The sequence below is a fragment of the Stenotrophomonas sp. 62841_Sma genome (genome assembly GCF_056482945.1).
Map to the genome: position 1 here is coordinate 997,414 of NZ_CM151224.1, position 26,770 is coordinate 1,024,183.

Consider the following 26,770-nt stretch of genomic DNA (forward strand, 5'->3'; position numbering starts at 1 on the left):
TGGGGTATCAATTGCCAAAGGGGGATGGACTAGGCAAAGAAATAGCGCGACTCCAGCACCAGGCTGAGGTCCAGGTCGCCATGCGGCGGGAGGGGTGGGAGTTTCTCTGCCGCTTCTGGCGGGAGCTGCTCGACGAGTTGCTGTCGGAAGTCGGCCAGTACGTCGCCGCTGTATTGATCGACGAACGCCTGCCGGAGTGCGGCGGCGAGGATTGCTGCCTGGCCCGCGTGCGTACCGTAGGAGTCGTGGATCATGGCGAACGACTCGATGCCGTTCTCTGCCGCGAGGCAGGTGGTCAGCATCATGTGGCTGGCGTCGCAGGAGTGGACGAAGTTCGGACTGATCCCGAGGGTCTGCCTGCGACGGTCGAGCTTAGTACCGCCGATGTTGACCACTAAATTCACCTCGCGGCCTCCGACGTGCGGCCGGATGCGGACGCCTTCCTCCTCGCGGTACTCCTGGAGGACCGGGAAGCCAGCGGGGGTCGTCCAGCTCACCGGCAGGTCGGCCGACGAGGCGACCTTGGAGGCGTCACGCAGCCAGTCCATCGCCGCGCGGGCTGCGATCACGACCTCGCCGATGCACTCCCACAGCAGGGTCGCCAGGTACTCGGCGGTCTCCCAATCGTCCTCCATGCCCAGCTTCTTGAACTTGGAGAGCACCTGGGCGCGCATGCCCGACTTCGTGACGCCGTAGGGCAGCGTCATCACCGGCTGCTTCACGATGTCGCGGGTGAGCTGGCCGTCCAGCTTGATCGCCAGCGGGTCGCCGCTCTCGGCACGGGCGCGCAGCTTCTCCTGGGCCACGTCTTTCACGCGCGAATAGATGTCGGCGGGCTTCGGCTGCGGGATCAGGTTGGTGGCTGCACCGCCCACGGAGTCGCGGAGCATGGCCGAGAAGTTCTGGAGGCCGTTACAGGAGCCGTCGAGCGCGATGGGCAGATGGGAGACGTGATCGCGGCCGTTGAGGCTGTAGCCGAGCCACTCGAAGCACGCTGCCAGCGCGCAGAACGGGCTGTCGGCGTCCATCCAGAAGCGTTGGCCGTCCAGCGGATCGAGGGCGCTGTCGAGAATCTGCTCCTCGTGCTCGCGCACCCAGGCCACGCGCTCCTCGAACGACACCTTGTCCACGCCGAAGCAGTTGGCGACGTGGATGGCGAGCCAGTAGGCACCGTCCTCGCCGAGCGGCACGCCTTGGGCGAACGTCAGCAGGCCCTTGGCCGCATCATCACCCTGCGGGGTCAGCGTCGGGGGCAGGGGGTAGCACCGGCCGCGGAAGTCGAGGTTGTGAGGGAAGTAGATCGCGGGGTACTCGGCGAACTTCTCCGCCAAGGCGATCTTCTGCGCGGCGGCGAGGCGGGTGGACACGCTGCGCGCGTTGGCCTCGTAGACCTTGGCGCGGTCGCGCTTCCATTCCTTGAACTCGTCGGCGTGGTGCTCCTTGAAGTAGTCCGGGTCGGTCTCCAGCAGGGCAGGGCGGCTCGGCAGGTCCATCAGTTCACGCTCCGGCAGCCCGGCGACACCGCCGCCTGCGTTCCACAGCTCGCGCATGACCTCTAGGACGGGCACGTTCACCTTCCAGGCGGTTGCCTGGATGGCGTTGAGGGCCTGGTAGACGTTGGGCATATCGACCAGCGCCAGCTCGCGCTTGTAGGCGCGGTTGCGGGTACGCACGAGGTCAGCCCGGCCGCCGATGTCGGTCAGGTAGCCGCCGTCGCGGGGCGTGGTCCACGGACGGGGCGGGACGACCATCGGCATCAGCACCGGCTGGTACAGGGCGGCGCTGTCGTGGGCCTTGGTCAGCCAGTCGAGCACCTTCTGATTCCCGGCGATGAGCAGGTGGCGCTTGCCGCGCTCGGCGACGGTGACCAGCTCGACCAGCCCGGTCGCCTCGACGAACAGCTCGATGAGCTTCATGCCCACCAGCAGCGCGTCCTTGTCGGACAGGTAGAGGCGCTTGTCGTCCTCGGGGGCGAACTCGGCGTCGGCGATGACGTGCCGCATGACGGCGGTGGAGTGCCGGGCCGAGGTGGACTTCTTGAGCTGCTCCTGGACGACCCGGTACAGGCCGGGGTGCTTCTCGCGGAGCAGGGAGAAGTTGATCTCGTTGGCGACCTCGTGGCCCAGGGTGATCGCCACGGACACCGCCTTGCGGTGATCGGCGACCAGCGCGTTGACGCAGGTGAAGCTGGTCAGATAGGCGAGGGCGTGGGGGTTCAGGTGGCGGATGAATTTGAGGGCGGCGTGGCGCTTGCCCGGCTTGCCGGTGTCGGCTTCGGCCACGAACGCCATGATCGCGGCGGCGGTGGCGTCGATGCTCTCCATGACCAGCTTGCGGCCGGGGCCGGTCTCGGCCTCCTGGCGCTGCTCCCTGATCTTCTCGTAGCGGGCAATGCCCAGGCTGGTGCTTTCCTTCTCCAGTTCGAGCTGGGCGGCGTGCAGGTCGTTCTCTTGCCAAGTCGTCATCGTTTGCCCTCGGGGGATGCAAAAGTCAAAACGGGAGGACCGCACCGGGGGCTGCCCGGTACGGTCCTGAGTGGTTCGGTTGTTGGTCCTGGGTGGACCTATGTGGAACTGTAGTAGTCCTCGGTGGTGAACAGCAATGAGTAGTTCTGAATGGTTGTCCTAGGAGGAGGTCCGCCGAAGATGACCACTTTATTCGGCGTCACCTGGTGTCACCTGTCGCGGCACCCGGCGTCACCTATATGTCACCCGAAGCGTCACCTGATAGACTGGAACGCTGTAAGTAGTTGAGTGGTCAGCACTAATCGGCAGGGGCTTCGGGATTTAGGTTCCAGTGCCGCAAGGCGTGGGGGTTCGAGTCCCCCCTTTCGCACCAGTGCCGGCCTGTCCCCGCCCTGATCGGGCCATCTGCGCCCCCTTGACCGGCACGCGCTGGCAGTGCAGGCCGAATTGGGCGAAACTAAAGGGCTGCGGCAAGCAGGCGCGTCCCAGACGTCGTGTCCTTACAACCGTTTCATCCCAATCATCGAGCCGGGGGCGTGGGCCACCGGTGGCAGGAGTCAACATGCAAGCTTCGATCGAATCCACCGGCAACCTGGAACGCCGCCTGAGCTTCTCGCTGCCGGAAGAGCGTCTGCAGAGCCACATCGTCGGCCGCCTGGGCGAAATCGCCCGTACCACCCGCATCAAGGGTTTCCGTCCGGGCAAGGTGCCGGCCAAGGTGATCGAGCAGCGCTTCGGCGCGCAGGTCCGTGGCGAGGCGCTGGACGGCCTGCTGCGCGAAACCTTCGATGCCGCCGTGCGTGAGCACGACCTGCGCATCGTCGGCAGCCCGCGCATCGACAAGGGCGACGAGGGTGAATTCTCCTTCGTGGCCACCGTGGAAGTGGTGCCGGACTTCGGCGACATCGACGTCAGCAAGCTGACCGTCGTGCGCCACAGCGCCGAGATCACCGACGCCGACATCGACCAGATGATCGAGAACCTGCAGAACCAGCGTCGTACCTGGGCCCCGGTCAGCCGTGGCGCGCAGGACGGTGACCTGGTCGCGGTGGAAACCTGGTCGCAGGCCGGCGAAGAGCGCCTGCCGGCCGAGGGCACCGAGAAGGGTTCGATCGTGCTCGGCCAGGGCATGATGTTCGACACCATCGAAAAGGGCCTGGTCGGCCTGGCCAAGGGCGAAGAAAAGACCCTGGACGTCGAGTTCCCGGCTGACTGGCGCGTGCCGGTGCTGGCAGGCAAGACCGTGCAGGTCACCGTCAAGGTTGCCGAAGTGTCCGAGCCGGTCGTGCCGGCGGTCGACGAAGCCTTCATCAAGAGCTTCGGCGTGAAGGGCGGCGACGTCGAGCAGTTCCGCAGCGACATCCGCGCCAACCTGGAGCGCGAGCTGAAGGGTGCCCTGATGAACCGCCTGCGCCGCGAAGTGGGCGAGCAGCTGATCGCCGCCTATTCGTCGGTGGAAATGCCGCCGCGCCTGGTCGAGAACGAAGCCCGCGCCATGCTGGCCCAGCAGGTCGAGCAGATCCGCCGCAACGGCCAGAACGTCGGCGAGATCCCGGCCGATGCCCACGAAGGCTTCAAGGAAGCGGCCGCCAAGCGCGTGCTGGTCGGCCTGCTGGTCGGTGAAGTGGCCCGCATCAACGACCTGCGCCTGGAAGCCAAGCGCCTGAACGAAACGATGCGCCTGATCGCTTCGACCTACGAAGAGCCGGAACAGGTCATTGAGATGTACCGCAACGACCCCCAGCTGATGTCTGGCCTGCAGAACCGTGTGATGGAAGAGCAGGTGATCGACTGGATCGCCGAACGTGCCCAGCACACCGAAGAGAAGCTGTCGTTCCAGGACGCGATCCGCCAGTAAGCCCGGGCGGATCACCGGATGCCCCGCGCCTTTGCCGGCGCGGGGTTGTTGCCCCCCAAGATAGGTACCTCACGTAATGGACAACCGAACCAAAGCCCTGAACCTGGTTCCGATGGTGGTCGAGCAGACCAGCCGCGGCGAGCGTGCCTACGACATCTATTCGCGCCTGTTGAAGGAGCGCCTGATCTTCCTCGTGGGCCCGATCGACGATCACATGGCCAACGTGGTGGTGGCGCAGTTGCTGTTCCTGGAGTCGGAGAACCCGGAAAAGGACATCAACATCTACATCAACTCGCCGGGTGGCGTGGTCACCGCCGGCATGGCGATCTACGACACCATGCAGTACATCAAGCCGAATGTGAGCACCACCTGCATCGGCCAGGCCGCCTCGATGGGCGCCCTGCTGCTGGCCGCGGGCGAAGCTGGCAAGCGCTATGCGCTGCCGAACTCGCGCGTGATGATCCACCAGCCGCTGGGTGGCTACCAGGGCCAGGCCACCGACATCGACATCCACGCGCGTGAGATCCTGACCCTGCGTTCGCGCCTGAACGAGGTGCTGGCCAAGCACACCGGCCAGTCGCTGGAGACGATCGCCCGCGACACCGAGCGCGACAACTTCAAGAGCGCCTTCGAGGCGCAGGCCTATGGTCTGGTCGACCAGGTCCTGGAGCGTCGTCCGGACGAGTCGATCCAGGCCGGCTGACCGGCCATCACGGGGCCATGGAGGCCCCGTTCCTGCAGGGTCGGGCGGGACTGGTGTCCCCTCGGCCCTGTGCTATTCTCGAATCGAACCCCCGTTCAGCGGGTGGGGTAACTGGGTAAGCGAAGCATGAGCGAAGACCGCCAAGGTCGTTCCACGGACACCGGCAAGATCCTCTACTGCTCTTTCTGCGGCAAGAGCCAGCATGAAGTGCGCAAGCTGATTGCGGGTCCGAGCGTATTCATCTGCGATGAGTGCGTGGAGCTGTGCAACGACATCATCCGTGAGGAGCTTGAGGAAAAGGCGCAGTCGGCGCGCAGTTCGCTGCCCAAGCCGCGCGAGATCCTCGAGGTCCTCGACCAGTACGTGATCGGCCAGAACCGCGCCAAGCGCACGCTGGCCGTGGCCGTGTACAACCACTACAAGCGCATCGAGAGCCGGCAGAAGAACGACGACGTCGAACTGGCGAAGTCGAACATCCTGCTGGTCGGTCCGACCGGTTCGGGCAAGACGCTGCTGGCCGAGACCCTGGCCCGCCTGCTCAACGTGCCGTTCACCATGGCCGACGCCACCACGCTGACCGAAGCCGGTTACGTGGGCGAGGACGTGGAGAACATCATCCAGAAGCTGCTGCAGAAGTGCGACTACGACGTCGAGAAGGCGCAGCAGGGCATCGTCTACATCGATGAAATCGACAAGATCTCGCGCAAGAGCGAGAACCCGTCGATCACCCGCGATGTGTCCGGCGAAGGCGTGCAGCAGGCCCTGCTGAAGCTGATCGAAGGCACCGTGGCCAGCGTTCCGCCGCAGGGCGGCCGCAAGCACCCGCAGCAGGAATTCCTGCAGGTGGACACCAAGAACATCCTGTTCATCTGCGGCGGCGCGTTCGCCGGGCTGGACAAGGTGATCCAGGCCCGTTCCACCGACGTCGGCAGCATCGGCTTCGGCGCCAAGGTGAAGAGCAGCGAGCGCAAGCAGGAAGTGGGCAAGGTGCTGGCCGAAGTCGAGCCGGAAGACCTGATCAAGTTCGGCCTGATCCCCGAGTTCGTCGGCCGCCTGCCGGTGGTGGCGACCCTGGAGGAGCTGGACGAGCCGGCCCTGATCAGGATCCTGACCGAGCCGAAGAACGCCATCACCAAGCAGTTCAAGAAGCTGTTCGAGATGGAGAACGTCGAGCTGGAGTTCCGTCCGGACGCGTTGTCGGCCATCGCCAGGAAGGCGCTCAAGCGCAAGACCGGCGCCCGTGGCCTGCGCACCATCGTCGAATCGGTCCTGTTGGACACCATGTACGACCTGCCGTCGCAGGAAAACGTAAGCAAGGTGGTGGTGGACGAGTCGGTGATCGAGCACAAGTCCGAGCCGTACCTGATCTACCAGACCCCGGCGGCCCCTGAACAGAAGGCCGCAGGCGCCGAGTGATCCTTCCAGGTTGTTGATTGGAAAGGATTTTCAAGGAATGCCTTGCATCTGAAAGCCGATGGCCCCATAACGGGGCCATCGGCTTTTTTTGTCTCCGGAAGATGCCCTCCCGGAGGCGGTTTTCCCCTTCCCTGGAGCCCCCATGGCCCGTTCCCCAAGTGAAACCCTCGACCTGCCGGTCCTGCCGCTGCGCGACGTAGTGGTGTTCCCGCACATGGTCATCCCGCTGTTCGTCGGCCGTGACAAGTCCATGCACGCGCTCGAACAGGCAATGGAGTCGGACAAGCGCATCCTGCTGCTGGCGCAGAAGTCGGCCGAGACCGACGACCCGCATGCGGCCGACCTCTACCAGGTCGGTACGCTGGCGCAGGTGCTGCAGCTGCTGAAGCTGCCCGACGGCACCATCAAGGTGCTGGTCGAAGGCCTGTCGCGCGTGCAGGTCACCCACGTCGATGAGCGTAACGGCTCGCTGCACGGCCAGGCCGTGGAGATCGACGCCACCGACGAGCGCGAAGCACGCGAGGTGGAGGCGATCGCCCGCTCGCTGATGTCGCTGTTCGAGCAGTACGTGAAGACCAATCGCAAGCTGCCGCCGGAGCTGCTGCAGACGTTGTCGGGCATCGATGAGCCGGCCCGCCTGGCCGACACCATCGCCGCGCACATCAGCGTGCGCCTGGCCGACAAGCAGCGCCTGCTGGAAACGCTGGCCGTCGGTGACCGCCTGGAGATGCTGGTCGGCCTGGTCGATGGCGAGATCGACGTGCAGCAGATGGAAAAGCGCATCCGCGGCCGCGTGAAGTCGCAGATGGAAAAGAGCCAGCGCGAGTACTACCTCAACGAGCAGATGAAGGCCATCCAGAAGGAACTGGGTGACCTGGACGATGCACCGGGCGAGCTGGAAGAGCTGGCCCGCAAGATCGCCGAAGCCGGCATGCCGAAGGCGGTTGAAGCCAAGGCACGCAATGAACTGAACAAGCTCAAGCAGATGTCGCCGATGTCGGCCGAAGCGGCGGTCGTGCGCAACTACCTGGAGTGGTTGCTGGGCGTGCCGTGGAAGAAGCGCAGCAAGGTGCGCAAGGACCTGAAGGCCGCGCAGGACACCCTCGACGCCGACCACTACGGCCTGGAGAAGGTCAAGGAGCGCATCCTTGAATACCTGGCGGTGCAGTCGCGCGTGAAGCAGATGAAGGGCCCGATCCTGTGCCTGGTCGGGCCGCCGGGCGTGGGCAAGACCTCGCTCGGCCAGTCCATCGCCAAGGCTACCAACCGCAAGTTCGTGCGCATGTCGCTGGGCGGCGTTCGCGATGAAGCCGAGATCCGTGGCCACCGTCGTACCTACGTTGGTTCGATGCCGGGCCGCATCGTGCAGAACCTCAACAAGGTCGGCAGCAAGAACCCGCTGTTCGTGCTCGACGAGATCGACAAGATGTCGATGGACTTCCGTGGCGATCCGTCGTCGGCGCTGCTGGAAGTGCTCGACCCGGAGCAGAACAACGCGTTCAACGACCACTACCTGGAAGTGGACCTGGACCTGTCCGAAGTGATGTTCGTGGCCACCTCGAACTCACTCAATATTCCCGGCCCGCTGCTGGACCGCATGGAAGTGATCCGCATCCCCGGCTACACCGAGGACGAGAAGCTCAACATCGCCACCCGCTACCTGGTGCCGAAGCAGATCAAGGCCAACGGCCTGCAGCCGGAAGAGCTGGAGATCGGCAGCGATGCGATCCAGGACATCGTGCGCTACTACACGCGCGAATCGGGCGTGCGCAACCTGGAACGCGAGATCGCCAAGATCTGCCGCAAGGTGGTGAAGGAGATCGCGCTGGCCGGCCCGCAGCCGGTGAAGGCGAAGAAGGGCGCGAAGAAGTCCAAGGCGCTGGTGAGCGTGTCCAGCAAGAACCTGGACAAGTACCTGGGTGTGCGTCGCTTCGATTTCGGCCGCGCCGAGGAAGAGAACGAGATCGGCCTGGTCACCGGCCTGGCGTGGACCGAAGTCGGTGGCGATCTGCTGCAGATCGAATCGACGCTGGTGCCGGGCAAGGGCCAGCTGATCCTGACCGGCCAGCTCGGCAACGTGATGAAGGAATCGGCGTCGGCGGCGTTGTCGGTGGTGCGTTCGCGCGCCGTGGGCTTTGGCATCGACAGCGACTTCCTGCAGAAGCACGACGTGCACCTGCACGTGCCCGATGGTGCCACGCCGAAGGACGGACCGAGTGCCGGTGCGGCAATGGTCACCTCGCTGGTGTCGATGCTGACCAAGGTGCCGGTGCGTGCCGACGTGGCGATGACCGGTGAGATCACCCTGCGTGGTCGTGTCACCGCCATCGGTGGCTTGAAGGAGAAACTGCTGGCCGCACTGCGCGGTGGTATCCGCACGGTCATCATTCCGGAAGAGAACCGCAAGGACCTTGCAGATATTCCGGCCAACGTCACCCGCGATCTGGAGATCGTGCCGGTGAAGTACATCGAAGAAGTCCTGGACCTGGCGCTGGAGCGCCCGCTGGCACCGAAGAAGGCGCGCAAGAGTGCGCAGCGTGTCACGGTGCGCAGCAAGGCCAAACCGAGTGGAAGCGCGCGCGTCAAGCATTGACGCGCGCTGTCCGATGGCCCGAAACCCGCGTCGTTGCTGGCTTTCCAGCTTGCGTGGGGGTAGGGCCACTGGTATAAAAGCAGCACTCGCGAATGAGTGATCGCTGTCAGCGATGACTGAATCGGCGAACCGTTTCCACATGGCGGCCGCATGCAGAAGGCGTGCGGTTGCTTCCCTGTCGAATAAGCGGAACCCACCGCCAAAGGAGTTGTAGAGAATGAACAAGACCGAATTGATCGATGCCGTTGCTGAAGCTGCCGACCTGACCAAGGCCGAGTCCAGCCGCGCTGTCGATGCCGTCGTTGCTGCCGTCACCAAGGCGCTGAAGGACGGCGATCCGGTCACCCTGGTTGGCTTCGGTACCTTCCAGGTCCGCGACCGTGCTGCCCGCACCGGCCGCAACCCGAAGACCGGCGACACCATCAAGATCGCTGCTTCGAAGAATCCGTCGTTCAAGGCTGGTAAGGCCCTGAAGGATGCTGTAAACTAAGCGGCTCGCTGGGGTGCTTAGCTCAGCGGTAGAGCGTCTCCTTTACACGGAGAGGGTCGGGGGTTCGAAACCCTCAGCACCCACCACAGCACCGCGGTAAAAGTTTGAGTGTGGAGCGGTAGTTCAGCTGGTTAGAATGCTGGCCTGTCACGCCGGAGGTCGCGGGTTCGAGTCCCGTCCGCTCCGCCATTCAACGAGGCCTCCGGCCAAAAGCTGGAGGCTTTGTTTTCTCCCCGGTCCAGGCCGGTGGAAAAACAAAAATAGCAACAATGCGGAGCGGTAGTTCAGCTGGTTAGAATGCTGGCCTGTCACGCCGGAGGTCGCGGGTTCGAGTCCCGTCCGCTCCGCCACTACATCGAGGCCCCCGGCCTAAAGCTGGGGGCCTTGTCTTCTCACCGACAGGTTCGGAAGGAAGGCGAAAAGGTTTTTGCAAGAACGGAGCGGTAGTTCAGCTGGTTAGAATGCTGGCCTGTCACGCCGGAGGTCGCGGGTTCGAGTCCCGTCCGCTCCGCCATTGCAGAATTCTTAAGTCCCTGTGAAAAAACTTTGAAAAAAGTGTTCATCGGGCTGGGTTTCCAGGGAGTCTTCGGATATACTGGGCGCCTGCAAAGTTTCAGCGCGGAGCGGTAGTTCAGCTGGTTAGAATGCTGGCCTGTCACGCCGGAGGTCGCGGGTTCGAGTCCCGTCCGCTCCGCCAACTTTAAAAGCCCTCGGCGCAAGCCGGGGGCTTTTTCTTTGTGCCCTGCGGCAGGCCTGCCGAGGTGCTGACGGCACAGGTCCGCGGAGATCGGCGCAGGCCGCGCCGGCGCTGCTTTTGGTCCCTGCGACGAAGCGGGTTACACTGCCGGGCTCGCCAATCAGGCCTTGTGATTCCTCACCATGCTGCAGAAACTCCGCGACAAGACCTCAGGCTGGATCGTCACCGTGATCCTGGGGCTGCTGATGATTCCGTTCCTGTTCGTGATCGACAACAGCTACCTGGGTGGCGTTGGCGCACAGAACGTGGCCAAGGTTTCCGCGCCTCCGACCTGGTGGCGTTCGGCACCGTCGTGGTGGCCGGTGCGCATGCTGTGGCAGCACCACGAGATCAGCGCGCAGGATTTCCGCACCCGCTTCGAGCAGGAGCGCATGCGTGAGCGCCAGCAGCAGGGCGAGAACTTCGACCCGCGCGCGTTCGAAAGCACTGAAAACAAGATGGCCGTGCTCGATCAGCTGATCGACGAGCAGGTCGTGCGCCTGGTGGGCGAGCAGGCCGGTGTTGTGATCGGCGATGGCGCGGTGCGCGAGTACATCGCCACCATCCCGGCCTTCCTCGATTCGAACGGCAAGTTCAACGAGAACAACTACCGCCTGGCCTTGGCCGGTGGCAATCCGCCGCGTACCCCCACGCAGTTCCAGGAGCTGGTGCGCGAGAGCCTGCAGCAGTCGGTGATCCCGTCGGGCCTGCAGAATTCGGGCTTCGTCACCCAGGCCGAGACCGAGCGCCTGCTGAAGCTGCTGGGTGAGACCCGCGACGTCGAACTGGCCGCGCTGCCGGAGGTTCCGGCCGATACCGCGCCGGTCACCGATGAGCAGATCAAGCAGTGGTACGACAGCCACGGCAAGGATTTCCGCCAGGCCGAAAGCGTGTCGCTGGAATACGTCGAGATCAATGGCGCCAACCTGCCGGCACCGACCGCGGCCGACGAAGCGACCCTGCGCAAGCGCTATGAGGACGAGAAGGCGAAGTTCACTTCGCCGGAACAGCGCCAGGCCGCGCACATCCTGATCACCGGTGACGGTGCCGAAGCCAAGGCGAACAAGATCGCCACCGAAGCCAAGGCGGCGGGTGCCGACTTCGCTGCACTGGCCAAGGCCAATTCGGAAGACCCGGGTTCGAAGGACCAGGGCGGTGATCTGGGCTGGGTCGAGCGTGGCGCGATGGTCAAGCCGTTCGAAGACGCCCTGTTCGCCGCCAAGGCGGGTGACGTGATCGGCCCGGTCAAGACCGACTTCGGCTACCACGTCATCAAGGTCGCCGCGGTGCGTGGCGGCGAAGGCAAGTCGTTCGAGGAAGTGCGTGACACGCTGGCCGCCGAGCAGCTGAAGGCCGACGGCGAGCGCGGCTTCAACGAGCTGGCCGGCCACCTGGTCGATGCGATCAACAAGAGCCCGAGTGATCTGGCTGCTGCGGCCAAGGAAGTGAACCTGCCGCTGCAGACCCTGGGCCCGATCACCCGCGCAACCGCCAGTGGCATCGCCACCGATCCGGCCGTGCTGCGTGCGGCCTTCTCCGAAGTGCTGGTGCAGGATGGTACTGCCAGCGACCCGATCGCCCTGGGTGGTGCCACCAACCACAGCGTGGTCATCCGCGTTGCCGCGCATACCCCGGAACAGGCAACGCCGCTGGACAAGGCGCGTGAACAGGTGATCGCCGCGATCCGCGCCGACCGCCAGCGCCAGGCCAGCGACAAGGCCGCCGACGCCGTGCTGGCCAAGCTGAAGGCCGGTGCCACCCTGCAGTCGCTGGCCGCCAGCGAGAAGCTGCAGGTGAGCCCGATGCCGGGCCTGCCGCGCAGCCAGCCGGTGCCGACCCCGGAAATCAACCGCGCGATCTTCAGTGCGCCGGTGCCGGCGGAAGGCAAGCCGAGCTACGGCAAGGTCGACGTCAACGGCCACGCGCTGCTGTTCGCAGTGAACAAGGTCAACCCGGGCGACATCAAGGAAGTGACCGCCGAGCAGCAGAAGCAGCTCAAGGATCAGCTGAGCCAGATCGACGGCATGGCCGCAGCCAAGGCCTACGTCGAGGCGATGCGCAGGAAGTTCGTGATCCAGACCACCGAAGAGAACCTGTAAGCCTCGCGGCGGGGCAGGATCGAAGAAGGCCCGGCAATGTCGTAATGCTGTTCACTTAAGCAGCCGGGCAACTCAGAATCCGATGCCAGTTTCCTGGCATCGGATTTTTTGTGGGCGTCCAACAGCAATTGCTCGACCTTGGTGAACTGTTCAATTTCTCCGACCTGAGCACCTTCACCCAGAACATTCCGGTGGAGTGGGTGTCCAGCGCGCTGGAGCTCTCGTCGCAGGCCACAATCCGCAGACGCAGACTGCCCAGCGATCAGGTGCTTTGGCTGGTGCTGGGTATGGCCCTGTTCCGCGACGAGCCGGTGCATGAGGTGGCCAGGCGGCTGAACATCTGTGCCCAAGGCCTTGCGTCGCTGGATCTGCCTGCACGCAGCGGCATCAGCCACGCTCGCGCGCGGCTTGGCGCTGATCCAGTGGAGGATCTTTTCCGCAGATGCGGCCAGCATTGGGGAGCCGAGCGCTACCCCGGCGATGACTGGCAGGGTCTGCAGGTTCTGGCCGTTGATGGTGCTCTGTTGCGCACCGCAGATACACCGGAACTGCGCGCGCATTTTGGCTCTGGCAATACCGGCACCGAACGCCAGACGCCTTATCCGCTGATGCGGCTGGTAGCGCTGATGAACGTGCGCTCGCACATCATGCTCGACGCTCGGCTCAGCCCTTATCGTCGCGGCGAAATGCGCTTGGCCCAGGACTTCGTCGAGAAGATTCCAGATCGCTCAATTACCTTGTTGGACAAGGGTTTCTGGGGTGCGGATCTGCTGTTGGGGTTGGCGCGCACTGGCAATCAGCGGCACTGGCTCATGCCCTCGCGTAGCCATCTGGCATCTGAGCAAGTGGAGCGTTACAACGCGCATGATCGGTTGCTGGAAATGCGCGTCTCTGCGCAGGCGCGGAAGAAAAATCCTGCGCTGCCCACGCACTGGCGGGTGCGCGAAGTGAGCTATGAGCATCAGGGCAAGCTGAAAACGGTGCTGACCTCGCTACCGGCAGAGACGTACAGCACAAAGGCCGTAGCCGAGCTCTATCAGGAGCGCTGGGAAATCGAGCTTGGTTTCAGGGACCTTAAAAGCTCAATGCAGCGGAATGCCATCACCCTGCGCAGCAAGACCGTCGAGCTGGTGTATCAGGAAGTCTGGGGCCTGCTTTTGGCGTACAACATCATCCGCCGGGAGGCCAGCCAGGCAGCGGTTGCCTACGGGCGCGCACCCTCGGAGATACGTTTCAAACCTGCCTGCCACTACATCGCCGCGCAGCTGATCGTGATGGCGGCGGCACAACCCGCTTCGGCTACCGGAAGGCGTTTATCCCAGCTGCGATCCGGCGTCGCCAGCCTCTTCCTGGAGCACCGTCCCCGGCCAACAACGCCGAGGACGGTGAAGATCTCCAAAACCCGTTATCCCGTCGATCGCAAGGCTGCACCGCTTAAGTGAACAGCATTACGGCAATGTCGGGCCTTTTTTTGTGCCTTCGCGTCGTCTGTGGCGCGCTTGAGCTTTGGTAGTGGTCGAGCTTGCTCGACCGCCTTTTGTAGAGTCGTGCAGATGCAGTCGAGCATCGCTCGACTCTACAAAGAGCAGATACAGCGGGGTTGGAGCGCGTCAGTCCTCGACGCGCAGCACTGCGCCAGGCTTCAGCACGCTGCTGCCACTCAGGCCGTTCAGCGACAGCAGGGCCTTTACCGGCATGCCGTAGCGGCGGGCGATGGTCCAGGCCGACTCGCCATCACGCACGGTGTGGCGGCGGCTGCGCGGGCGGTCGGCGATCGCGGCCACGGTCTTGGCCACCTGCGGCGTCGGCGTGGTCGTGGCAACCGGTGCGGTGCTGGCCACCTGCGTGGTGGCGGCTTCCGTCACCGTCGCATTGGCGGCCGAGACCGGGGCCAGGACCCGGGTGGTTCCGGAGGCGCGGTTGCCGGCGGCCAGGGCCGGGTTGAGGCGGGCGATCCTGGCGGGGTCCAGGGCGCGCTGTGCGGCCCACTGCTGGACGCTGGTGCCGGCCGGCAGGGTGTGGTCCTTCAACACCGGCACGGTGCGGTCCAGCGAGGCCATCACGCGAGGCTGGTCCTCCACGTCTTCCAGCACGCAGGCCAGGGCATGCAGCTTCTCGACATAGGCATGGGTAACCGGCGACAGCCCCGGCAGGGCTGCCGGCTTGGCATTCTGCGCGTTCATGCCGGCCTTGCGCATGGACTGCAGTACCCGGTACTCGCCGGCGTTGTAGGCCATGGTGGCCAGGCGCCAGTCGCCGCCGAACATGCCGTGCAGAGTCTTCAGGTAGCGCACCGCGGCCTGGGTGGAATCAACCGCCGACAGGCGGCCGTCGTAGCCGTTGGCCATGGGTACGCGGTGGTTGCGCGCCGTGGTGGCGATGAACTGCCACAGGCCGGTCGGGCCGCTGCCGTTGCGGGCATTGGGCCGATAGCCGCTTTCCACGAATGGGATCAGCGCGAATTCGGTGGGCAGGTTCGCCTTGCGCAGCTCTTCGACCACATAGCCGAACAGCACCAGCGCATCGTCATCCTGGTTGGCCAGGCGCGAGGGGGCGTGGGCGAACTGCTTCTGCCAGCGCGGGCTGGTAGCCTCGGCATCGCAGCTGGGCTCGGCCAAGCCGTCTCGGAAGCTGGTGAAGATCTCCTGGCCATTGCGCACCGAGGGCGCAGGCAGCGCGGACGGATCCAGCGGCAGCGCCGCAGCGGCGGTCAGGTTCTGGCTGATGCCGGCGCCCAGCGACTGTGCGCCCGCGGTTCCGGCCAGCCCCAGGGCAAGGCCCAGGGCCAGCGGCAGACTTCGGCGCATCATGCGCGGAAGCCGTCTTTCCAGTGCCGGAGACCGGCCATCACGTCGACGTCGTCCACGACGTCACGGCCCAGGTGTGCCGACACCGACGCACGGATCGGTGCAGCGTGCACACGCAGGAAGGGATTGCAGTCGAATTCGTTGGCCAGGGTTACCGGCAGGGTGGAACGGTCATCGCGGCGCATGGCCAAAGCCTCCTCTTGGCGCTGCCACAAGGCAGCGTTGGCGGGGTCGACATGCCGCGCGAAGACGGCATTTGACACGGTGTACTCATGAGCGCAACAAAGCAGCAGTTGCGCGGGCAGGGCACCCAGCTTGCGCATCGACGCCAGCAGCTGGGACGGCGTACCTTCGAACAGGCGTCCACAGCCCAGGCTGAACAACGAATCTCCGCTGAAAAGATGTTCAGCAGTGTGAAACGCGATGTGGCTGCGGGTATGCCCGGGCACGGATAGTACGTGGAACGTCCGGCCCAGTGCCTGAACGCGTTCACCTTCGCCGACCCGCTCGGTGGCCGTGGGAATGCGTTCCTCGACCGGCGCGATGACCCGCACGCCGGGGAAACGCGCCTGCAATGCCGGCACGCCACCGATGTGGTCGTCGTGGTGATGGGTGAGCAGGATCGTGTCCACGCGCAGGCCCTGATCGGCCAGTGCGAGCACTGGCGCGGCATCGCCGGGGTCGACGACCACGGCAGCGCCCTCGTTGTCGATCAGCGTCCAGATGTAGTTATCCGCAAATGCGGGCAGGGCAGTCAGTCGCATAGAATTGGACCATGCCCGCGCTGCAGAGCACCCGTCAAGCGAGCCAGACCCCGTGGTTCGACAGCGAACCGGCGGAGGCCTTGCGTGTGCTGGAGCGGCAATTGCTGCTGCCGCAGCTGTCGGTGCTGCCGGCGCAGCCCTGGTTGTGGATCGCACCAAGTGCGGCCTGGCTGGACGATGCACAGCTGGGCGGACGCGGTCTGCGCCTGTTCCGGCAGGGGCAGGGCTATGCCGGCGACACCCGTTGTGCGCTGCCGCTGCCGCTGGCCAATGAGAGTGTCAATGCGATCGTGCTGCAGCATGTCACTGCGGCCGACGCCGACCGGCTGCTCGACGAGTGCGAGCGCGTACTGATGCCGGGCGGCCATCTGTGGCTGAGCAGCCTCAATCCGTTCAGTCCGTATCGCACGCGCTGGCGCCAGCATGGGCTGGTGGTGCGCACGCCGCAGCGGATCCGCCTGCTGCTCGGCCGTCATGGGCTGGAATGCGACGATATGCGTTACCTGGGCCCGCTCTGGCGCGGTGCGGGCAGCCGTCGTCCCGGAGGTTGGGCACCGCTGCGCGCGGCCTGCCTGTTCCATGCGGAAAAACGTACGCTGGCCCTGCCTGGGCCGAAACCGCTGCCGGTGCGCTGGCACGGCACCGTAGCTACCTGATTCTGGAGTTGTATTGAAAACCATCGAAATCCACACCGACGGTTCCTGCCTTGGCAATCCCGGCCCCGGCGGTTGGGCTGCGCTGCTGCGCTACAAGGGCCACGAGCGCGAACTGAGCGGTGGCGAGGCGCACACCACCAACAACAGGATGGAGCTGATGGCGGCCATTTCCGGGCTGGAGTCGCTGACCGAGCCGTGCAACATCGTGCTCTATACCGATTCTCAGTATGTGCGGCAGGGTCTGACCCAGTGGATGCCGGGCTGGATCCGCAAGAACTGGAAGACGGCTGGCGGCGATCCGGTAAAGAACCGCGAGCTGTGGGAGCGCCTGCAGGCGGCCACGCTGCGGCATCAGATCGACTGGCGCTGGGTGAAGGGTCACTCCGGCGACCCGGACAATGAGCGGGTGGATACGCTGGCCCGCAACGCGGCGATCCAGATCCGCGACGCCAGCCCGGTAAACTGAGCCCATGCGTCAGATCATCCTCGATACCGAAACCACCGGCCTGGAGTGGAAGAAGGGCAACCGCATCGTCGAAATCGGCTGCGTGGAGCTGTTCAAGCGCCGCCCGACCGGCAACAACTATCACCAGTACATCAAGCCGGACTGCGAGTTCGAACAGGGCGCGCAGGAAGTCACCGGCCTGACCCTGGAGTTCCTCGATGACAAGCCGGACTTCGCGCAGATCGCCGACGAGTTCCTGGCCTTCATCGATGGCGCCGAGCTGATCATCCACAACGCGGCGTTCGACCTCGGCTTCCTCGACAACGAGTTGTCGCTGCTGGGGCCGCAGTACGGGAAGATCACCGACCGCTGCGCCGTGATCGATACCCTGGTGATGGCGCGTGAGCGCTTCCCGGGCCAGCGCAACTCGCTGGATGCGCTGTGCAAGCGGCTGGGCGTGGACAACTCGCACCGTGCGCTGCACGGCGGCCTGCTCGATGCGCAGATCCTGGGCGACGTCTATATCGCGTTGACTTCGGGCCAGGAAGAAATCGGCTTCGGTCTGGGCGATGACGATGGTGGTGGTGCCGGTGCGGCGCTGCAGGCCTTCGATACCAGCAAGCTGCTGCCGCGCCCGCGCGTGGTGGCCACGCCGTCGGAGCTGGAAGCGCATGCCGCGCGCCTGGAGCGGCTGCGCAAGAAGGCTGGCCACGCGCTGTGGGATGGCCCGAAGGTGGAAGAGCCCGCCAGCGCGTAATGCCTGGGATGGGGTAGTGCCGGCCACAGGCCGGCAGCGCCGCATCCACGCATGGCGTGGATCTACCGGTTAGTGGCAGCGCACCAGGATCACGCTGATGTTGTCGCGGCCGCCGCCGTCGAGCGCGGCGGCAACCAGCGTGTCCACGCATTCCTGTGCGCTGGCATCCTCGAAGGCGAGGGTGCGCGCAATGCTGCGGTCGTCCACTTCTTCGGTCAGGCCGTCACTGCACAGCAGCAGCTGCATGCCCGGACGCAGTTCGCCGCTGGTGGTGGCCACGTTCAGATGCGCCGGATCGGTCACGCCCAGCGCCTGGGTGACCACGTTGCGGTGCGGATGCGCACGCGCCTGTTCGGCGGTCAGGTTGCCCTGCGCGACCAGCTCCTGCACCACGCTGTGGTCCTGGCTGAGCTGGGCCAGCTGTCCGTCGCGCCACAGGTAGGCACGGCTGTCGCCGACCCACGCCACTTCATAGCGGTTGCCCTGTACCCGTGCGGCGACCACGGTGGTGCCCATCGGCAACGTGTCGTTGCGCCGGCGCGAGGCACGGATGATCTCTTCGTCGGCGGTGCGGATGGCCTGCGCCAGCGGCGCGCCGCGGCGGATCTCGCGCACGATGGTCTCGCGCGCCAGCGCGCTGGCCACTTCACCGCAGGCGTGCCCGCCCATGCCATCGGCCACCAGCCACAGGGCCAGCTCGCTGTCACCGTAGTAGGTGTCCTCGTTGAGCTCGCGGCGCATGCCGGGGTGGGTGAGGTGTCCGAATTCGATCATGGGCGCTGGGGCGGGGTGTTGCTGGGGAGACAGGCATCATCGGGTGGCTGCGCGCATCCGGCAAGGCGTGCGCTCAGGAAATTTTCACTTCGTTGGCCGGAATGACTTGTCGTCGGCCTCACTTCCTCGTATGATGCGCGTCCCCGGTCCGCCGGGGACCACCCGGAGAGGTGGCAGAGTGGTTGAATGTACCTGACTCGAAATCAGGCAGGCGTTTATAGCGCCTCGGGGGTTCGAATCCCCCCCTCTCCGCCAGATTGAACGAAGCGCCTGCCAGTCAATGACTTGCGGGCGTTTCTGTTTTGGGGCTCTTGGGCACTCGCTTGGACACTCATGCGATTGCCAAACTATCTCGTTGTTTCATCCACTGGCGTATATCACTTCCGCTGGAAGATCCCTAAACGCTTCCAAGGCCCGTTGGGCCTGAAGGTGGTGAAGCGCTCGCTCGGAACGCGCGACGCCCGTGTGGCGCATCTGCAAGCCCTTGTGCTCGCCTCCCGCTATGCTGTGGCTGTACAAGGGGGCGATATGGCAAAGAGCGTGGACGAATTGCTGCGCAGCGCGCAGAAGGGGCGGGCCGACTTTGAAGTCGTCGCTGGTCCTCACGGCTATACGGTCAAAACGGACGGATCGGCGCAGGACAACGCAGCCGCCGTCGAGGCCGTCCGTCTGTTGAACGCCAATGGCGTGACCGCTGTCGGCGGGGCGCCTCTGGCTCCCAACCAGCGCATTGCCCTGGAAATGGCGGTGGGCAAGTGGGAAAAGACGTTGACCGGCGGGGCGCGGAAGACCTCAGATCAGAAACGTGAGGCTGTGCAGGCGTTTGTGGCGTGGAAGAATTCCACGCGCAAGCGCTCCCCCGCGCGCGTGGCGCTGGGTGACCTGTCTAAGACTGATTGCGCTGAGTGGGTTATCCACCTCAAACAGACGCCCGCCGAGCGAACCGGTAAGCCGCTGGCGGACAGTTACATTGAGACCAAGACGCGGTGGCTGTCGCTGTTCTTTGACTGGGCCATGGCGGCGGGCTACTACCCCAAGGGCGACAACATTGCCCGAGGCCACATCAAAGTCAGCAAGAAGGCCAAACGCTTGCAATCCAAAAAGACCGGCTGGCAGCCCTTCGACCTGCCACAACTGAAGTTGATTTTTGGTTTTACGGCGCTTAAGGCCATGCGGCGGCAGTCGTCGCGCTGGGTGGCGTTGATTGCGTTGTACACCGGGGCGCGCAGCAATGAGATCGCGCAGTTGGAATTGGAGGACTTCAAAGTGGTGGATGGCGTCAAGTGTATCCACATCACGACGGAAGGCCTGGACAAGAGCCTTAAGACGGAGGCAAGCGAGCGCATCATCCCAATTCATCCGGACTTGTTGGAACTGGGCTTGTGGGTGCTTGTCGAGCGTTTGCGGGAGAAGGGCGAAAGCAAGTTGTTCCCCAATCTGACGTTTGACGCAAAGAACGGCCCGGCCAACGGACCGCAGAAGGCGTTCAGCCATCTCCTGAGCGACACGCTGAAAATTTCCGCGCGTGGGGAAGGGCGCATTGGTTTGCACAGTTTCCGCAAGACGGTCATCCAGCGGATGCAAGACGCGTTGGTGGGGAAGGAGTACCGCGTTGCCTACGTTGGGCATGAGGGTGGGCGGGAGACTGATGACGACCACTCCGCTGTGTACAGCAAGAAAATTTCTCCTGCTGTACTGTCCGCGCAGTGTTTTCCGGCGTTGAGTTGGGGCAATGTCGGGTGGTGAATATTGCGGCGCTGGCGCCGCTGTTTGCTCCTGACTAAAGCGCGGATGCGTGCGGGGCTCTGTCCCCGCGTGTGAATACTCCACAAAGACCCGACAGCCCCCCAAGTGTGGGGGCGTCGTCGGAAGGGGGTTGGCTTTGAAGCCCCCTCGTGGGACGAGCGCTCCCCTACGGGCTGGCCGCATGCACGCTGTACCTCGTTGCTGAACCGCGCTGGCTTGCCTGCCTGCCGTGACAAGCGGGGGAGGGGAGCGTTCCCCTCCCCCGCGCCTTCCGGCGCTCCCCCACCGCCGACACTGCGGGCTGGCGCCGCCGTGTCACCTTCGCTTTGCTTCGGGCCTGTCGGCCTTATGCTCAACGTTGGCTTTGCGGGCGCGCTGCGGGTATAGGTGCCCCTAGACAAACCCAAAAAAGTTTGCGTGCTGAGGTACGATCACCCTGGATTTGCAGGGTTCTAGTGCGGCTGTGTAATCCACCGCGCCTTGGGGTATTCACCGCATTACAGCAGCGCGCCTCTGGTTACCCCACACACCTACAGGCGGTGTGCTCCTCTCTCAGACCGCGCTACTGGCATCGTCTAGCGCGCGTTGCCATGGCCCCCGCAGGAGCAAAAATGGCGATACCTATGACCGTGTACTCAGAATTCCAATTCTTAGACCTTGCGCTACTGCACGTGCTTTCGCACTCACGACAAGGCGGGACGTATGTTCGGTATCCGCAGGCCTTGCGGGCAGTCGATATTCGGGCGAGTAGAGGGTTTGACTTTCTGCAATGTTTCGCTAAGTTGAACTACAGGAGCGAACGCTTGGGTATTGCAAAATGTGCTTTGCTTTACTCGCCCCAAGGTTTACCGGTCTTGGGGCCGTAAATTAAATTTAGTTGAAGTTGCGGTTTTGTCAAGGTGTTGAATTCTTGCTCTTGCACCTGGTCGTTTGATGCTTCAAGTAAAGAATAAGGAGGGGGTCCCTCCTTATTCTATTTCTGATAAATATCAGTGGCCTGCCTTAACGGTACTGGGTGTGGCATGAGCCGCAGCGGATGGACACTTGCTTCTTCGTCATCTGCGAACCCTCAATAATGACAGCGCCAACACTGGATCTTGGGTCGTTGGCAACGGCTTTTTCAATGGAGCCATCCGGCCACATGAATGTGACGGTTTCTCCTGCCTTAATCGACCCCAGGCCGTTTGCTAAGCGGTACTTGCCGAGCATATTGTACATTCCCGCCTGACGGATCTCAGACATCTCCGTGACGTTGACTTCCTTGACATTGGGGAGATCTCTGTACAGTGCGTCTCCACCGTTAATGATCTTTGTCCCTTTAAGTGCCAAGGCCGCACCCGGAAGCAGCAGGCACACTAGAAACAGGTTCCTCATCGTCTTTGCTTTCATTTCATCTTCCTTGATAGTGCAATGATCTCGTCTGCCCGTGCGCGGGCCTGTTGCATTTGCTCGGGCGCAAGTACCTCATTGCTGTACAACTCCTCAAGGGAGTTGTAACCACACCCGCCAGCGCGGCACATGCGTTGGACGATGGGCGAATTTGCGTCGCACGGCACACCTTTTCGACAGCCCGCCAGCATCCACGCAGTCTCCTCGACGGGATTGCCAACCTTGTATGGCTTCATTTCTTCGATGCGGCGGGAGGCTGTTTCCCCCATGGTTGCTGCAAGCGCCATGTAGGCTTCGCCGTCATCCTGCATGAGCACGGCCTCGACAAACGTCTTGTGATCATTCACAGAAAGATGTTGATCCGGGAGGTGGAGGCCAGGAGCCGCCTGCTCAATCTGCGCAGCGAGGTTCCCCTGCTTCACCGCCAGTGCCTTGTAGCGCTTCACATTGCGAATGTCACTCACTACATCTTTGGGCATGCCCTCACATCGTGTCTTGAACCACGTGGTGCTGCGCTCGACTGCGATCTTCTTTTCTTGCGAGATATCCAGTCCTGCGAGCGAGCCCCAATCAGGAATGACGGCGCAGTCGTCATAGATGCGGCTGAGTACAAAACTCGCGTTCGCGTCACCGCTCCTGGACAGGAATTCAAGGTCTGCTATCAGCGGTTGAACGTTCCGCGCGGTGTAGTACTTCTGATAGGCGGCGGGGGCGTTCCCACTTACCGCCATGCTGGAGTTCGCGATTTCTGTGGCTGAGATGGCAGTGGCCTTTGCCGTGCGCGCTGCATCTTTGGCTTCAGAAGGGGCTGTGCTGTCTCTGCACGCTGTCGTTGCCAGTGCCAGCGCTAAAGCCAGCAGAAACGTGTTCCATGGTGAGACGGCCCGCATCCTTATTCCTTGTCCCAAAGTCATCATCCAGTGTGAAGGGGGCGTTCACTTTAGTGATGCTGAATGTCAAGCACAAGGCTTGCTAGCGGACCGATAGGCGAGTGTCTGCGTTTTGCGTAGTATTCTTCGCGTCACCGGGTGGGCATGCTCCGTCATTGTCTTTGCGAAGCCACCACCCGCCCTATGCCGTCTTCGATCTACGCCAACCGACTGCGCCAGGCACGCCTGGCGGCCGGACTGTCGCAGATACGATTGGGCGAACTGATCGGACTGGATCCAAGCGTGGGCTCGCCTCGAATTAGCCGCTACGAGAAGGGGCATCACACCCCGGACATTGAAAGCGCCAAGCAGATCGCCGACACACTCGGTTTCCCACTGCCGTTCTTCTTCGCTGAAGACGACCGCATGGCGCGGCTGATCCTCATGTACGCAAAATTGGACGATCCCAGCCAGGATCGGCTTCTGCGCCGTTTGCGACGGCTGGTGGGCCCAACCCTGATTGACTGACGGCTGTCAGGAAGTACCTGACACATCGGCTGTGCGCACAACTCTGCGTTTATCGTAGGACTGGGTCTCCACAACGGCCCGAGAGGGGGCAGAAGATGAAACGGACTTTGTTGGCGGTGTGCCTGTTGCCGCTCACTGCAAGCGTGTTTGCGCAGGCGGCTGCTGAACCTGATGGCCCCAAACCCGGTGGGATTGGAGGGTTCTTCAAGGGCGTGAAGGACAAGTTGGGCCTTCGCATCGAGTACCCCGACGGTGGCGGAAGCCTTGCAGGGGGGGGGCTGTACACGCCAATCAGTGGCGGGCAGACCTTTGCAACGTTGTTCCGTAACGAAGACCACGACCAAGCCATTCAAGGGCGATTGCAGTGGCCTCGGGCGGCGCTCACGTTCGTGGAGTACGGGCGGAACCTGCCGTGCTGGACGGTCAAGGCCACGATCTGGACCAGTCCTACGGCATCCCGGGAGGAGACGTTCAAGACCTGCGCTGACGCCAAACTGACCAAGACCAACGACCTGGGGGAGACCAGCACCTTTGGCCGGTCAATCGGGTTCGCCGGACTGTTGAACGCGCAGCCGCGCTTCGGTGCCGTTCCCACTACGGGCGACAGCCGCACGCGCGGCCCCAATCCGCCTCGACTGCTGTTCCAAGTCGATGTGGATAAGCCCATGCGCGAGAAAATTCGCGAAATCGTCATCAACGCGGCGTGGGTTTCGGGCTTCTACGGGCAGGGTGACTCGTCCTGCCATAGGTTGACACCGATGGGTGGATGGTCCGGCCGCCGTCAGGCGGCCAAAGACGCCCGATGCATCGCATCGGGCGTCTGCATTTTAAGGGACAGGTGGGGGCGCTCAGCGTTGTAGATGTCTACGGCCTCAGCCACCATCTGGCGGGCTTGCCCCAGGTCCCGTGGGCGATGAAGCAGGAACTCGCACTTGAGGATCCCGTTGACTCGCTCTGCCAGAGCGTTCTGATAGCAGTCGTAGCCGTCGGTCATCGAGCAGATCAGGCCGTGCCGCGCATGGATCTTCTGGTAGTAATCCGAGCAGTACTGGATTCCACGATCAGAGTGATGGATCAGCTTCTGCGGTGCCTTTCTCCCTTTCAGCGCCATCTCCAGCGCCTGAGCTACCTGCTCTGTCTGTAGCGTTTCATGCACGCTCCAGCCCACGATTTTGCGCGACCAGGCATCGGTGACCAGGCTCAGATACACGAACTTCCCCTGCGTCGGCAGATAGGTGATGTCCGCCACCCACACCTGCTCGCTACCGGTTGGTATTACGCATCCTTGGCCAGGTTTGAGCAGATTCGGATGCCTGCGAAAGCGATGATGGCTGTCGGTAGTCTTGTGATAAGCCCGACGTTTCGGTACCAGCAGGCGCGCTTCCCGAAGTACGTCAAACAACCGGTCACGTCCCATGGTGATTCCCGCCGCCTGCAGCTTCGGTTCGATCAAATAGTGCAACTTGCGCGTCCCGATCCGTGGCTGCCGCACGCGGCAATCGCTCACCAGCGCCAGTGCTTTGGTCTCGCTGGCGCGTCGTCGTTGATGCCGGCACCCCGCTTGATAGAACGCCTGTCGACTGATGCCGAAATGGCGGCAAGCCCTTGCCACGCTTACGCCTTTGAGGCGCCCTTGCGTGAGGACTTGCCTGAAGGCTTTTTTACGATGCGCACCCCGTAATCCTCTTTGAGGACATCCACGATGGCTTCGAAAAGCTGTGCTTTCTCGTTGGCCTCCCGTAACTGGACCTGCAGGGCCTTGATCTGTTGTTCCGGCGTCAGCGGCGTGGCCGGTCCACTTTTGGGAGAAGTCGTCATGGGGGCAGATGATGCACCACCTGACCAATCCTGCCGACCATGGCGGCGAAGCCACTTCAGAACCGTGCTGCTGCCTTGGATACCGTATCGCTCCTGAGCCTTCTTATAGGTCAGTTCTCCACGCTCGACCTGATCGACCACAGACAACTTGAAGGCCAGCGAGTAATCCCGCTGACTGCGCCTGATTGTTGATTTCATTGAACATTCCTTTTCCAGAGGGAAAAGGTGTCAACCCAATTCAGGACGGGTCATCAGTAGATCCACGCCATGCGTGGATGCTGTTCCTGCTGGCAGGCTCATCCACGCATGGCGTGGATCTACCCATTCCATCGCGAGCTGCGGGTTAAACTGCCTGCATCACCTGTTGGAGCTTTCCCCATGACCGCTGAAATCCTCGTTCCCGTTTCTTTCGGCGAGCTGCTGGACAAGATCTCGATCCTGCAGATCAAGTCCGAGCGCATCAGTGACGAGGGCAAGCTGGCCAATGTGCGCAAAGAACTGTCGGCGCTGGAGCAGACCTGGATGGCACACCCGGCGGCGGTGAAGGACATCGCCAAGCTGCGTGCCGAGCTGAAGGCGGTCAACGAGCAGCTGTGGGACATCGAGGACGACATCCGCCTGAAAGAGAAGGCGCAGGCGTTCGACCAGGGTTTCATCGATCTGGCGCGCAGCGTCTACCTGCGCAATGACGAACGCGCGCGCATCAAGAAGGCGATCAACCTGGCGCTGGGTTCGGCGTACGTGGAAGAGAAGTCTTACCAGGATTACGCACAGCGCGCGTAATCCGGGGCAGCCCGCCGCTCACCCCACGTGGTCGGCGACGTAGCGTTCGAACGCAGCGATACCATCTTCCACGGTGATCAGTTCCATCACATCGTCGAACTCGATCTTGGTGCCCCACTTCAGATCCGAGGCCTGCTTGGCCAGGTACTTGCGCGCGGCATCGTCGTAGCGGTCCACGCAGTAGCGGCGGTCGGAATAGGGACCGCTGCGGTTCGGGTTGCTGGCTGCATGCAGGCCCAATACCTTGGCGCCCATCGCGTTGGCGATGTGCATCGGGCCCGAGTCCGGGGTCATCACCAGATTGGCGCGGGCCAGCAGCGCCGGCAGCTGCTTCAAGGTGTCCTTGCCGACCAGGTCCAGCGCCGGTGTGTGCAGCTGTGCCTGGATGGCATCGGCCATGCTGCGCTCCAGTTCGCTGCGGCCTCCGCACAGCACCACCTGCCAACCGCGCTGTGCGGCGTGGTTGGCCACGGCGGCGTAGCGGTCTGCATACCAGTTGCGGCGCACGTGACTGGAACAGGGCGAGATCATCAACACCGGGCGGCCATCGTCCTGCCATTGCGCGGCGGCCCACTCATATGCGGACTGCGGCACCGCCAGGTCCCAGCTGACCTCGGTCTGGCGCAGGCCAAGGGGTTCACAGAAACTGCCGATGGCATCCAGCACATGGATGCCGGGGCGGTCGGGGATGCGTTCGTTGATGAAGAGACCATGCAGGTCCTTGGAGCGGCTGCGGTCATAGCCGATGCGACGCTCTGCGGGAATGAAGGCCGACAGCAGGTTGGCGCGGAACGCCACCTGCATCTGCAACAGCGCTTCGAAGCGCCCCGGCGGCAGCTGCCTGCGCAGTTCCTTGACCCCGGCCATGCCGCTCTTCTTGTCGTAGGCATGGAAGGTGACACCGGGCAGGCCGTCGAGCAGCTTGTGGCCGGCCTTGTCGATGATCCAGTGGATCGGCGTATCCGGGCGCGCAGCCTGCAGGGTGCGCACCAGGGGCACCACGTGGGTGACATCGCCAAGTGCGGACAGGCGCAGGAGGCACAAGGAGGAGGACGCTGATGCCATGTGTTGTTA

The 26,770-nt window shown here is 63.5% G+C and carries 22 protein-coding genes and 6 tRNA genes; 20 read left to right on the plus strand and 8 right to left on the minus strand.

Annotated elements, in window-relative coordinates; translation table 11 throughout:
• Nucleotides 1–29: 29 nt before the first annotated feature.
• Nucleotides 30–2,465, minus strand: a complete 2,436-nt coding sequence (locus ACZK5G_RS04665; protein ID WP_005412423.1) for a DNA-directed RNA polymerase — start codon at nucleotides 2,463–2,465, stop codon at nucleotides 30–32.
• 562 nt (nucleotides 2,466–3,027) lie between these two features.
• On the opposite strand from ACZK5G_RS04665, the gene tig reads away from it, so the two are divergent.
• The 12 genes from tig (at nucleotide 3,028) to ACZK5G_RS04725 (ending at nucleotide 13,802) form a co-directional block, all read left to right on the plus strand.
• The gene (gene tig / locus ACZK5G_RS04670) at nucleotides 3,028–4,323 is read left to right on the plus strand and encodes a trigger factor (RefSeq protein ID WP_049400909.1); all 1,296 of its coding nucleotides are present in this window, start codon (nucleotides 3,028–3,030) and stop codon (nucleotides 4,321–4,323) included.
• Nucleotides 4,324–4,399: 76 nt separating this feature from the next.
• Nucleotides 4,400–5,026: an ATP-dependent Clp endopeptidase proteolytic subunit ClpP gene (gene clpP / locus ACZK5G_RS04675; RefSeq protein ID WP_004146318.1), complete on the plus strand. Its 627-nt coding sequence runs from the start codon at nucleotides 4,400–4,402 to the stop codon at nucleotides 5,024–5,026.
• Between the two features lie 126 nt (nucleotides 5,027–5,152).
• Nucleotides 5,153–6,442 carry an ATP-dependent Clp protease ATP-binding subunit ClpX gene (gene clpX / locus ACZK5G_RS04680; RefSeq protein WP_032129320.1) on the plus strand — a complete coding sequence of 430 codons (1,290 nt, stop codon included), beginning with the start codon at nucleotides 5,153–5,155 and terminating at the stop codon, nucleotides 6,440–6,442.
• A 142-nt stretch (nucleotides 6,443–6,584) separates the two neighbouring features.
• Nucleotides 6,585–9,035 carry an endopeptidase La gene (lon, locus tag ACZK5G_RS04685; RefSeq protein WP_032129321.1) on the plus strand — a complete coding sequence of 817 codons (2,451 nt, stop codon included), beginning with the start codon at nucleotides 6,585–6,587 and terminating at the stop codon, nucleotides 9,033–9,035.
• A gap of 217 nt (nucleotides 9,036–9,252) precedes the next feature.
• Nucleotides 9,253–9,525, plus strand: coding sequence for an HU family DNA-binding protein (locus ACZK5G_RS04690; RefSeq protein WP_478465440.1), 273 nt, complete (start codon nucleotides 9,253–9,255; stop codon nucleotides 9,523–9,525).
• Between the two features lie 11 nt (nucleotides 9,526–9,536).
• Nucleotides 9,537–9,611 (plus strand) — tRNA-Val (locus ACZK5G_RS04695).
• Nucleotides 9,612–9,637: 26 nt separating this feature from the next.
• Nucleotides 9,638–9,714, plus strand: a tRNA-Asp gene (locus ACZK5G_RS04700).
• Nucleotides 9,715–9,798: 84 nt separating this feature from the next.
• Nucleotides 9,799–9,875 (plus strand) — tRNA-Asp (locus tag ACZK5G_RS04705).
• Nucleotides 9,876–9,962: 87 nt separating this feature from the next.
• A tRNA-Asp gene (locus tag ACZK5G_RS04710) sits at nucleotides 9,963–10,039 on the plus strand.
• A gap of 106 nt (nucleotides 10,040–10,145) precedes the next feature.
• Nucleotides 10,146–10,222 (plus strand) — tRNA-Asp (locus ACZK5G_RS04715).
• 182 nt (nucleotides 10,223–10,404) lie between these two features.
• Nucleotides 10,405–12,360: a peptidyl-prolyl cis-trans isomerase gene (locus ACZK5G_RS04720; RefSeq protein ID WP_132809331.1), complete on the plus strand. Its 1,956-nt coding sequence runs from the start codon at nucleotides 10,405–10,407 to the stop codon at nucleotides 12,358–12,360.
• A gap of 110 nt (nucleotides 12,361–12,470) precedes the next feature.
• A complete protein-coding gene (locus tag ACZK5G_RS04725) occupies nucleotides 12,471–13,802 on the plus strand; it encodes an IS4 family transposase (RefSeq protein WP_478464969.1) in 1,332 nt (443 codons plus the stop codon).
• 168 nt (nucleotides 13,803–13,970) lie between these two features.
• Here the strand turns inward: ACZK5G_RS04725 and ACZK5G_RS04730 are convergent, their stop codons facing one another.
• Together ACZK5G_RS04730 and gloB are read right to left on the minus strand one after the other, a co-directional pair.
• Nucleotides 13,971–15,170 carry a lytic transglycosylase domain-containing protein gene (locus ACZK5G_RS04730; RefSeq protein WP_121504046.1) on the minus strand — a complete coding sequence of 400 codons (1,200 nt, stop codon included), beginning with the start codon at nucleotides 15,168–15,170 and terminating at the stop codon, nucleotides 13,971–13,973.
• Nucleotides 15,167–15,931: a hydroxyacylglutathione hydrolase gene (gloB, locus tag ACZK5G_RS04735; protein ID WP_032129324.1), complete on the minus strand. Its 765-nt coding sequence runs from the start codon at nucleotides 15,929–15,931 to the stop codon at nucleotides 15,167–15,169. Before gloB ends, ACZK5G_RS04730 begins: the two co-directional genes overlap by 4 nt.
• Before the next feature lie 11 nt (nucleotides 15,932–15,942).
• On the opposite strand from gloB, the gene ACZK5G_RS04740 reads away from it, so the two are divergent.
• From ACZK5G_RS04740 to dnaQ, 3 genes are read left to right on the plus strand one after another with little or no spacing between them, the layout of a single operon-like run.
• Nucleotides 15,943–16,587 (plus strand): methyltransferase domain-containing protein, encoded by a 645-nt coding sequence (locus ACZK5G_RS04740; protein WP_049400387.1) that lies wholly within the window; start codon nucleotides 15,943–15,945, stop codon nucleotides 16,585–16,587.
• Between the two features lie 13 nt (nucleotides 16,588–16,600).
• The gene (gene rnhA, locus ACZK5G_RS04745) at nucleotides 16,601–17,053 is read left to right on the plus strand and encodes a ribonuclease HI (RefSeq protein ID WP_032129326.1); all 453 of its coding nucleotides are present in this window, start codon (nucleotides 16,601–16,603) and stop codon (nucleotides 17,051–17,053) included.
• Between the two features lie 4 nt (nucleotides 17,054–17,057).
• Nucleotides 17,058–17,789: a DNA polymerase III subunit epsilon gene (gene dnaQ / locus ACZK5G_RS04750; RefSeq protein WP_279913910.1), complete on the plus strand. Its 732-nt coding sequence runs from the start codon at nucleotides 17,058–17,060 to the stop codon at nucleotides 17,787–17,789.
• 69 nt (nucleotides 17,790–17,858) lie between these two features.
• Here dnaQ and ACZK5G_RS04755 read toward each other — a convergent pair whose 3' ends face one another.
• Entirely contained in the window at nucleotides 17,859–18,563 is a 705-nt protein-coding gene (locus ACZK5G_RS04755) for a PP2C family protein-serine/threonine phosphatase (protein WP_032129328.1), read from the minus strand.
• Nucleotides 18,564–18,727: 164 nt separating this feature from the next.
• Between ACZK5G_RS04755 and ACZK5G_RS04760 the strand changes: the two genes are divergently transcribed.
• Nucleotides 18,728–18,818, plus strand: a tRNA-Ser gene (locus tag ACZK5G_RS04760).
• Between the two features lie 78 nt (nucleotides 18,819–18,896).
• Nucleotides 18,897–20,309 (plus strand): DUF6538 domain-containing protein, encoded by a 1,413-nt coding sequence (locus tag ACZK5G_RS04765; protein ID WP_478465443.1) that lies wholly within the window; start codon nucleotides 18,897–18,899, stop codon nucleotides 20,307–20,309.
• A 1,002-nt stretch (nucleotides 20,310–21,311) separates the two neighbouring features.
• Here ACZK5G_RS04765 and ACZK5G_RS04770 read toward each other — a convergent pair.
• Together ACZK5G_RS04770 and ACZK5G_RS04775 are read right to left on the minus strand one after the other, a co-directional pair.
• Nucleotides 21,312–21,698 (minus strand): hypothetical protein, encoded by a 387-nt coding sequence (locus ACZK5G_RS04770; RefSeq protein WP_065722638.1) that lies wholly within the window; start codon nucleotides 21,696–21,698, stop codon nucleotides 21,312–21,314.
• Nucleotides 21,695–22,588 carry a hypothetical protein gene (locus ACZK5G_RS04775; RefSeq protein ID WP_478465445.1) on the minus strand — a complete coding sequence of 298 codons (894 nt, stop codon included), beginning with the start codon at nucleotides 22,586–22,588 and terminating at the stop codon, nucleotides 21,695–21,697. The genes ACZK5G_RS04770 and ACZK5G_RS04775 overlap by 4 nt, the downstream gene beginning before the upstream one ends.
• 183 nt (nucleotides 22,589–22,771) lie before the next feature.
• Between ACZK5G_RS04775 and ACZK5G_RS04780 the strand changes: the two genes are divergently transcribed.
• Nucleotides 22,772–23,095, plus strand: coding sequence for a helix-turn-helix transcriptional regulator (locus ACZK5G_RS04780; RefSeq protein ID WP_478465447.1), 324 nt, complete (start codon nucleotides 22,772–22,774; stop codon nucleotides 23,093–23,095).
• Nucleotides 23,096–23,190: 95 nt separating this feature from the next.
• Nucleotides 23,191–23,955, plus strand: coding sequence for a hypothetical protein (locus tag ACZK5G_RS04785; protein WP_478465449.1), 765 nt, complete (start codon nucleotides 23,191–23,193; stop codon nucleotides 23,953–23,955).
• On the opposite strand, the gene ACZK5G_RS04790 is transcribed toward ACZK5G_RS04785, so the two are convergent.
• Nucleotides 23,877–25,111, minus strand: a protein-coding gene (locus ACZK5G_RS04790) for an IS3 family transposase (RefSeq protein WP_478465451.1) whose coding sequence is annotated in 2 segments (ribosomal slippage) — nucleotides 23,877–24,760 and nucleotides 24,760–25,111 — 1,236 coding nt in all. Because the reading frame shifts where the segments join, the coding sequence is not laid out codon by codon here. The two genes, ACZK5G_RS04785 and ACZK5G_RS04790, sit on opposite strands and share 79 nt — an antisense overlap.
• A gap of 180 nt (nucleotides 25,112–25,291) precedes the next feature.
• Here ACZK5G_RS04790 and ACZK5G_RS04795 point away from each other — a divergent pair.
• On the plus strand, nucleotides 25,292–25,696 hold the full coding sequence (locus tag ACZK5G_RS04795) for a DUF6165 family protein (protein ID WP_046982834.1): 405 nt from the start codon (nucleotides 25,292–25,294) through the stop codon (nucleotides 25,694–25,696).
• An 18-nt stretch (nucleotides 25,697–25,714) separates the two neighbouring features.
• On the opposite strand, the gene ACZK5G_RS04800 is transcribed toward ACZK5G_RS04795, so the two are convergent.
• Nucleotides 25,715–26,761 carry a glycosyltransferase family 9 protein gene (locus ACZK5G_RS04800; RefSeq protein ID WP_478465453.1) on the minus strand — a complete coding sequence of 349 codons (1,047 nt, stop codon included), beginning with the start codon at nucleotides 26,759–26,761 and terminating at the stop codon, nucleotides 25,715–25,717.
• Nucleotides 26,762–26,770: the final 9 nt, after the last annotated feature.

Coding starts and splice junctions, on each gene's coding strand:
- ACZK5G_RS04665 (WP_005412423.1), bottom strand. CDS start 2,465: ATGACGACTTGGCAAGAGAACGACCTGCACGCCGCCCAGCTCGAACTG.
- tig (WP_049400909.1), top strand. CDS start 3,028: ATGCAAGCTTCGATCGAATCCACCGGCAACCTGGAACGCCGCCTGAGC.
- clpP (WP_004146318.1), top strand. CDS start 4,400: ATGGACAACCGAACCAAAGCCCTGAACCTGGTTCCGATGGTGGTCGAG.
- clpX (WP_032129320.1), top strand. CDS start 5,153: ATGAGCGAAGACCGCCAAGGTCGTTCCACGGACACCGGCAAGATCCTC.
- lon (WP_032129321.1), top strand. CDS start 6,585: ATGGCCCGTTCCCCAAGTGAAACCCTCGACCTGCCGGTCCTGCCGCTG.
- ACZK5G_RS04690 (WP_478465440.1), top strand. CDS start 9,253: ATGAACAAGACCGAATTGATCGATGCCGTTGCTGAAGCTGCCGACCTG.
- ACZK5G_RS04720 (WP_132809331.1), top strand. CDS start 10,405: ATGCTGCAGAAACTCCGCGACAAGACCTCAGGCTGGATCGTCACCGTG.
- ACZK5G_RS04730 (WP_121504046.1), bottom strand. CDS start 15,170: ATGATGCGCCGAAGTCTGCCGCTGGCCCTGGGCCTTGCCCTGGGGCTG.
- gloB (WP_032129324.1), bottom strand. CDS start 15,931: ATGCGACTGACTGCCCTGCCCGCATTTGCGGATAACTACATCTGGACG.
- ACZK5G_RS04740 (WP_049400387.1), top strand. CDS start 15,943: ATGCCCGCGCTGCAGAGCACCCGTCAAGCGAGCCAGACCCCGTGGTTC.
- dnaQ (WP_279913910.1), top strand. CDS start 17,058: ATGCGTCAGATCATCCTCGATACCGAAACCACCGGCCTGGAGTGGAAG.
- ACZK5G_RS04755 (WP_032129328.1), bottom strand. CDS start 18,563: ATGATCGAATTCGGACACCTCACCCACCCCGGCATGCGCCGCGAGCTC.
- ACZK5G_RS04765 (WP_478465443.1), top strand. CDS start 18,897: ATGCGATTGCCAAACTATCTCGTTGTTTCATCCACTGGCGTATATCAC.
- ACZK5G_RS04770 (WP_065722638.1), bottom strand. CDS start 21,698: ATGAAAGCAAAGACGATGAGGAACCTGTTTCTAGTGTGCCTGCTGCTT.
- ACZK5G_RS04775 (WP_478465445.1), bottom strand. CDS start 22,588: ATGCGGGCCGTCTCACCATGGAACACGTTTCTGCTGGCTTTAGCGCTG.
- ACZK5G_RS04780 (WP_478465447.1), top strand. CDS start 22,772: ATGCCGTCTTCGATCTACGCCAACCGACTGCGCCAGGCACGCCTGGCG.
- ACZK5G_RS04785 (WP_478465449.1), top strand. CDS start 23,191: ATGAAACGGACTTTGTTGGCGGTGTGCCTGTTGCCGCTCACTGCAAGC.
- ACZK5G_RS04795 (WP_046982834.1), top strand. CDS start 25,292: ATGACCGCTGAAATCCTCGTTCCCGTTTCTTTCGGCGAGCTGCTGGAC.
- ACZK5G_RS04800 (WP_478465453.1), bottom strand. CDS start 26,761: ATGGCATCAGCGTCCTCCTCCTTGTGCCTCCTGCGCCTGTCCGCACTT.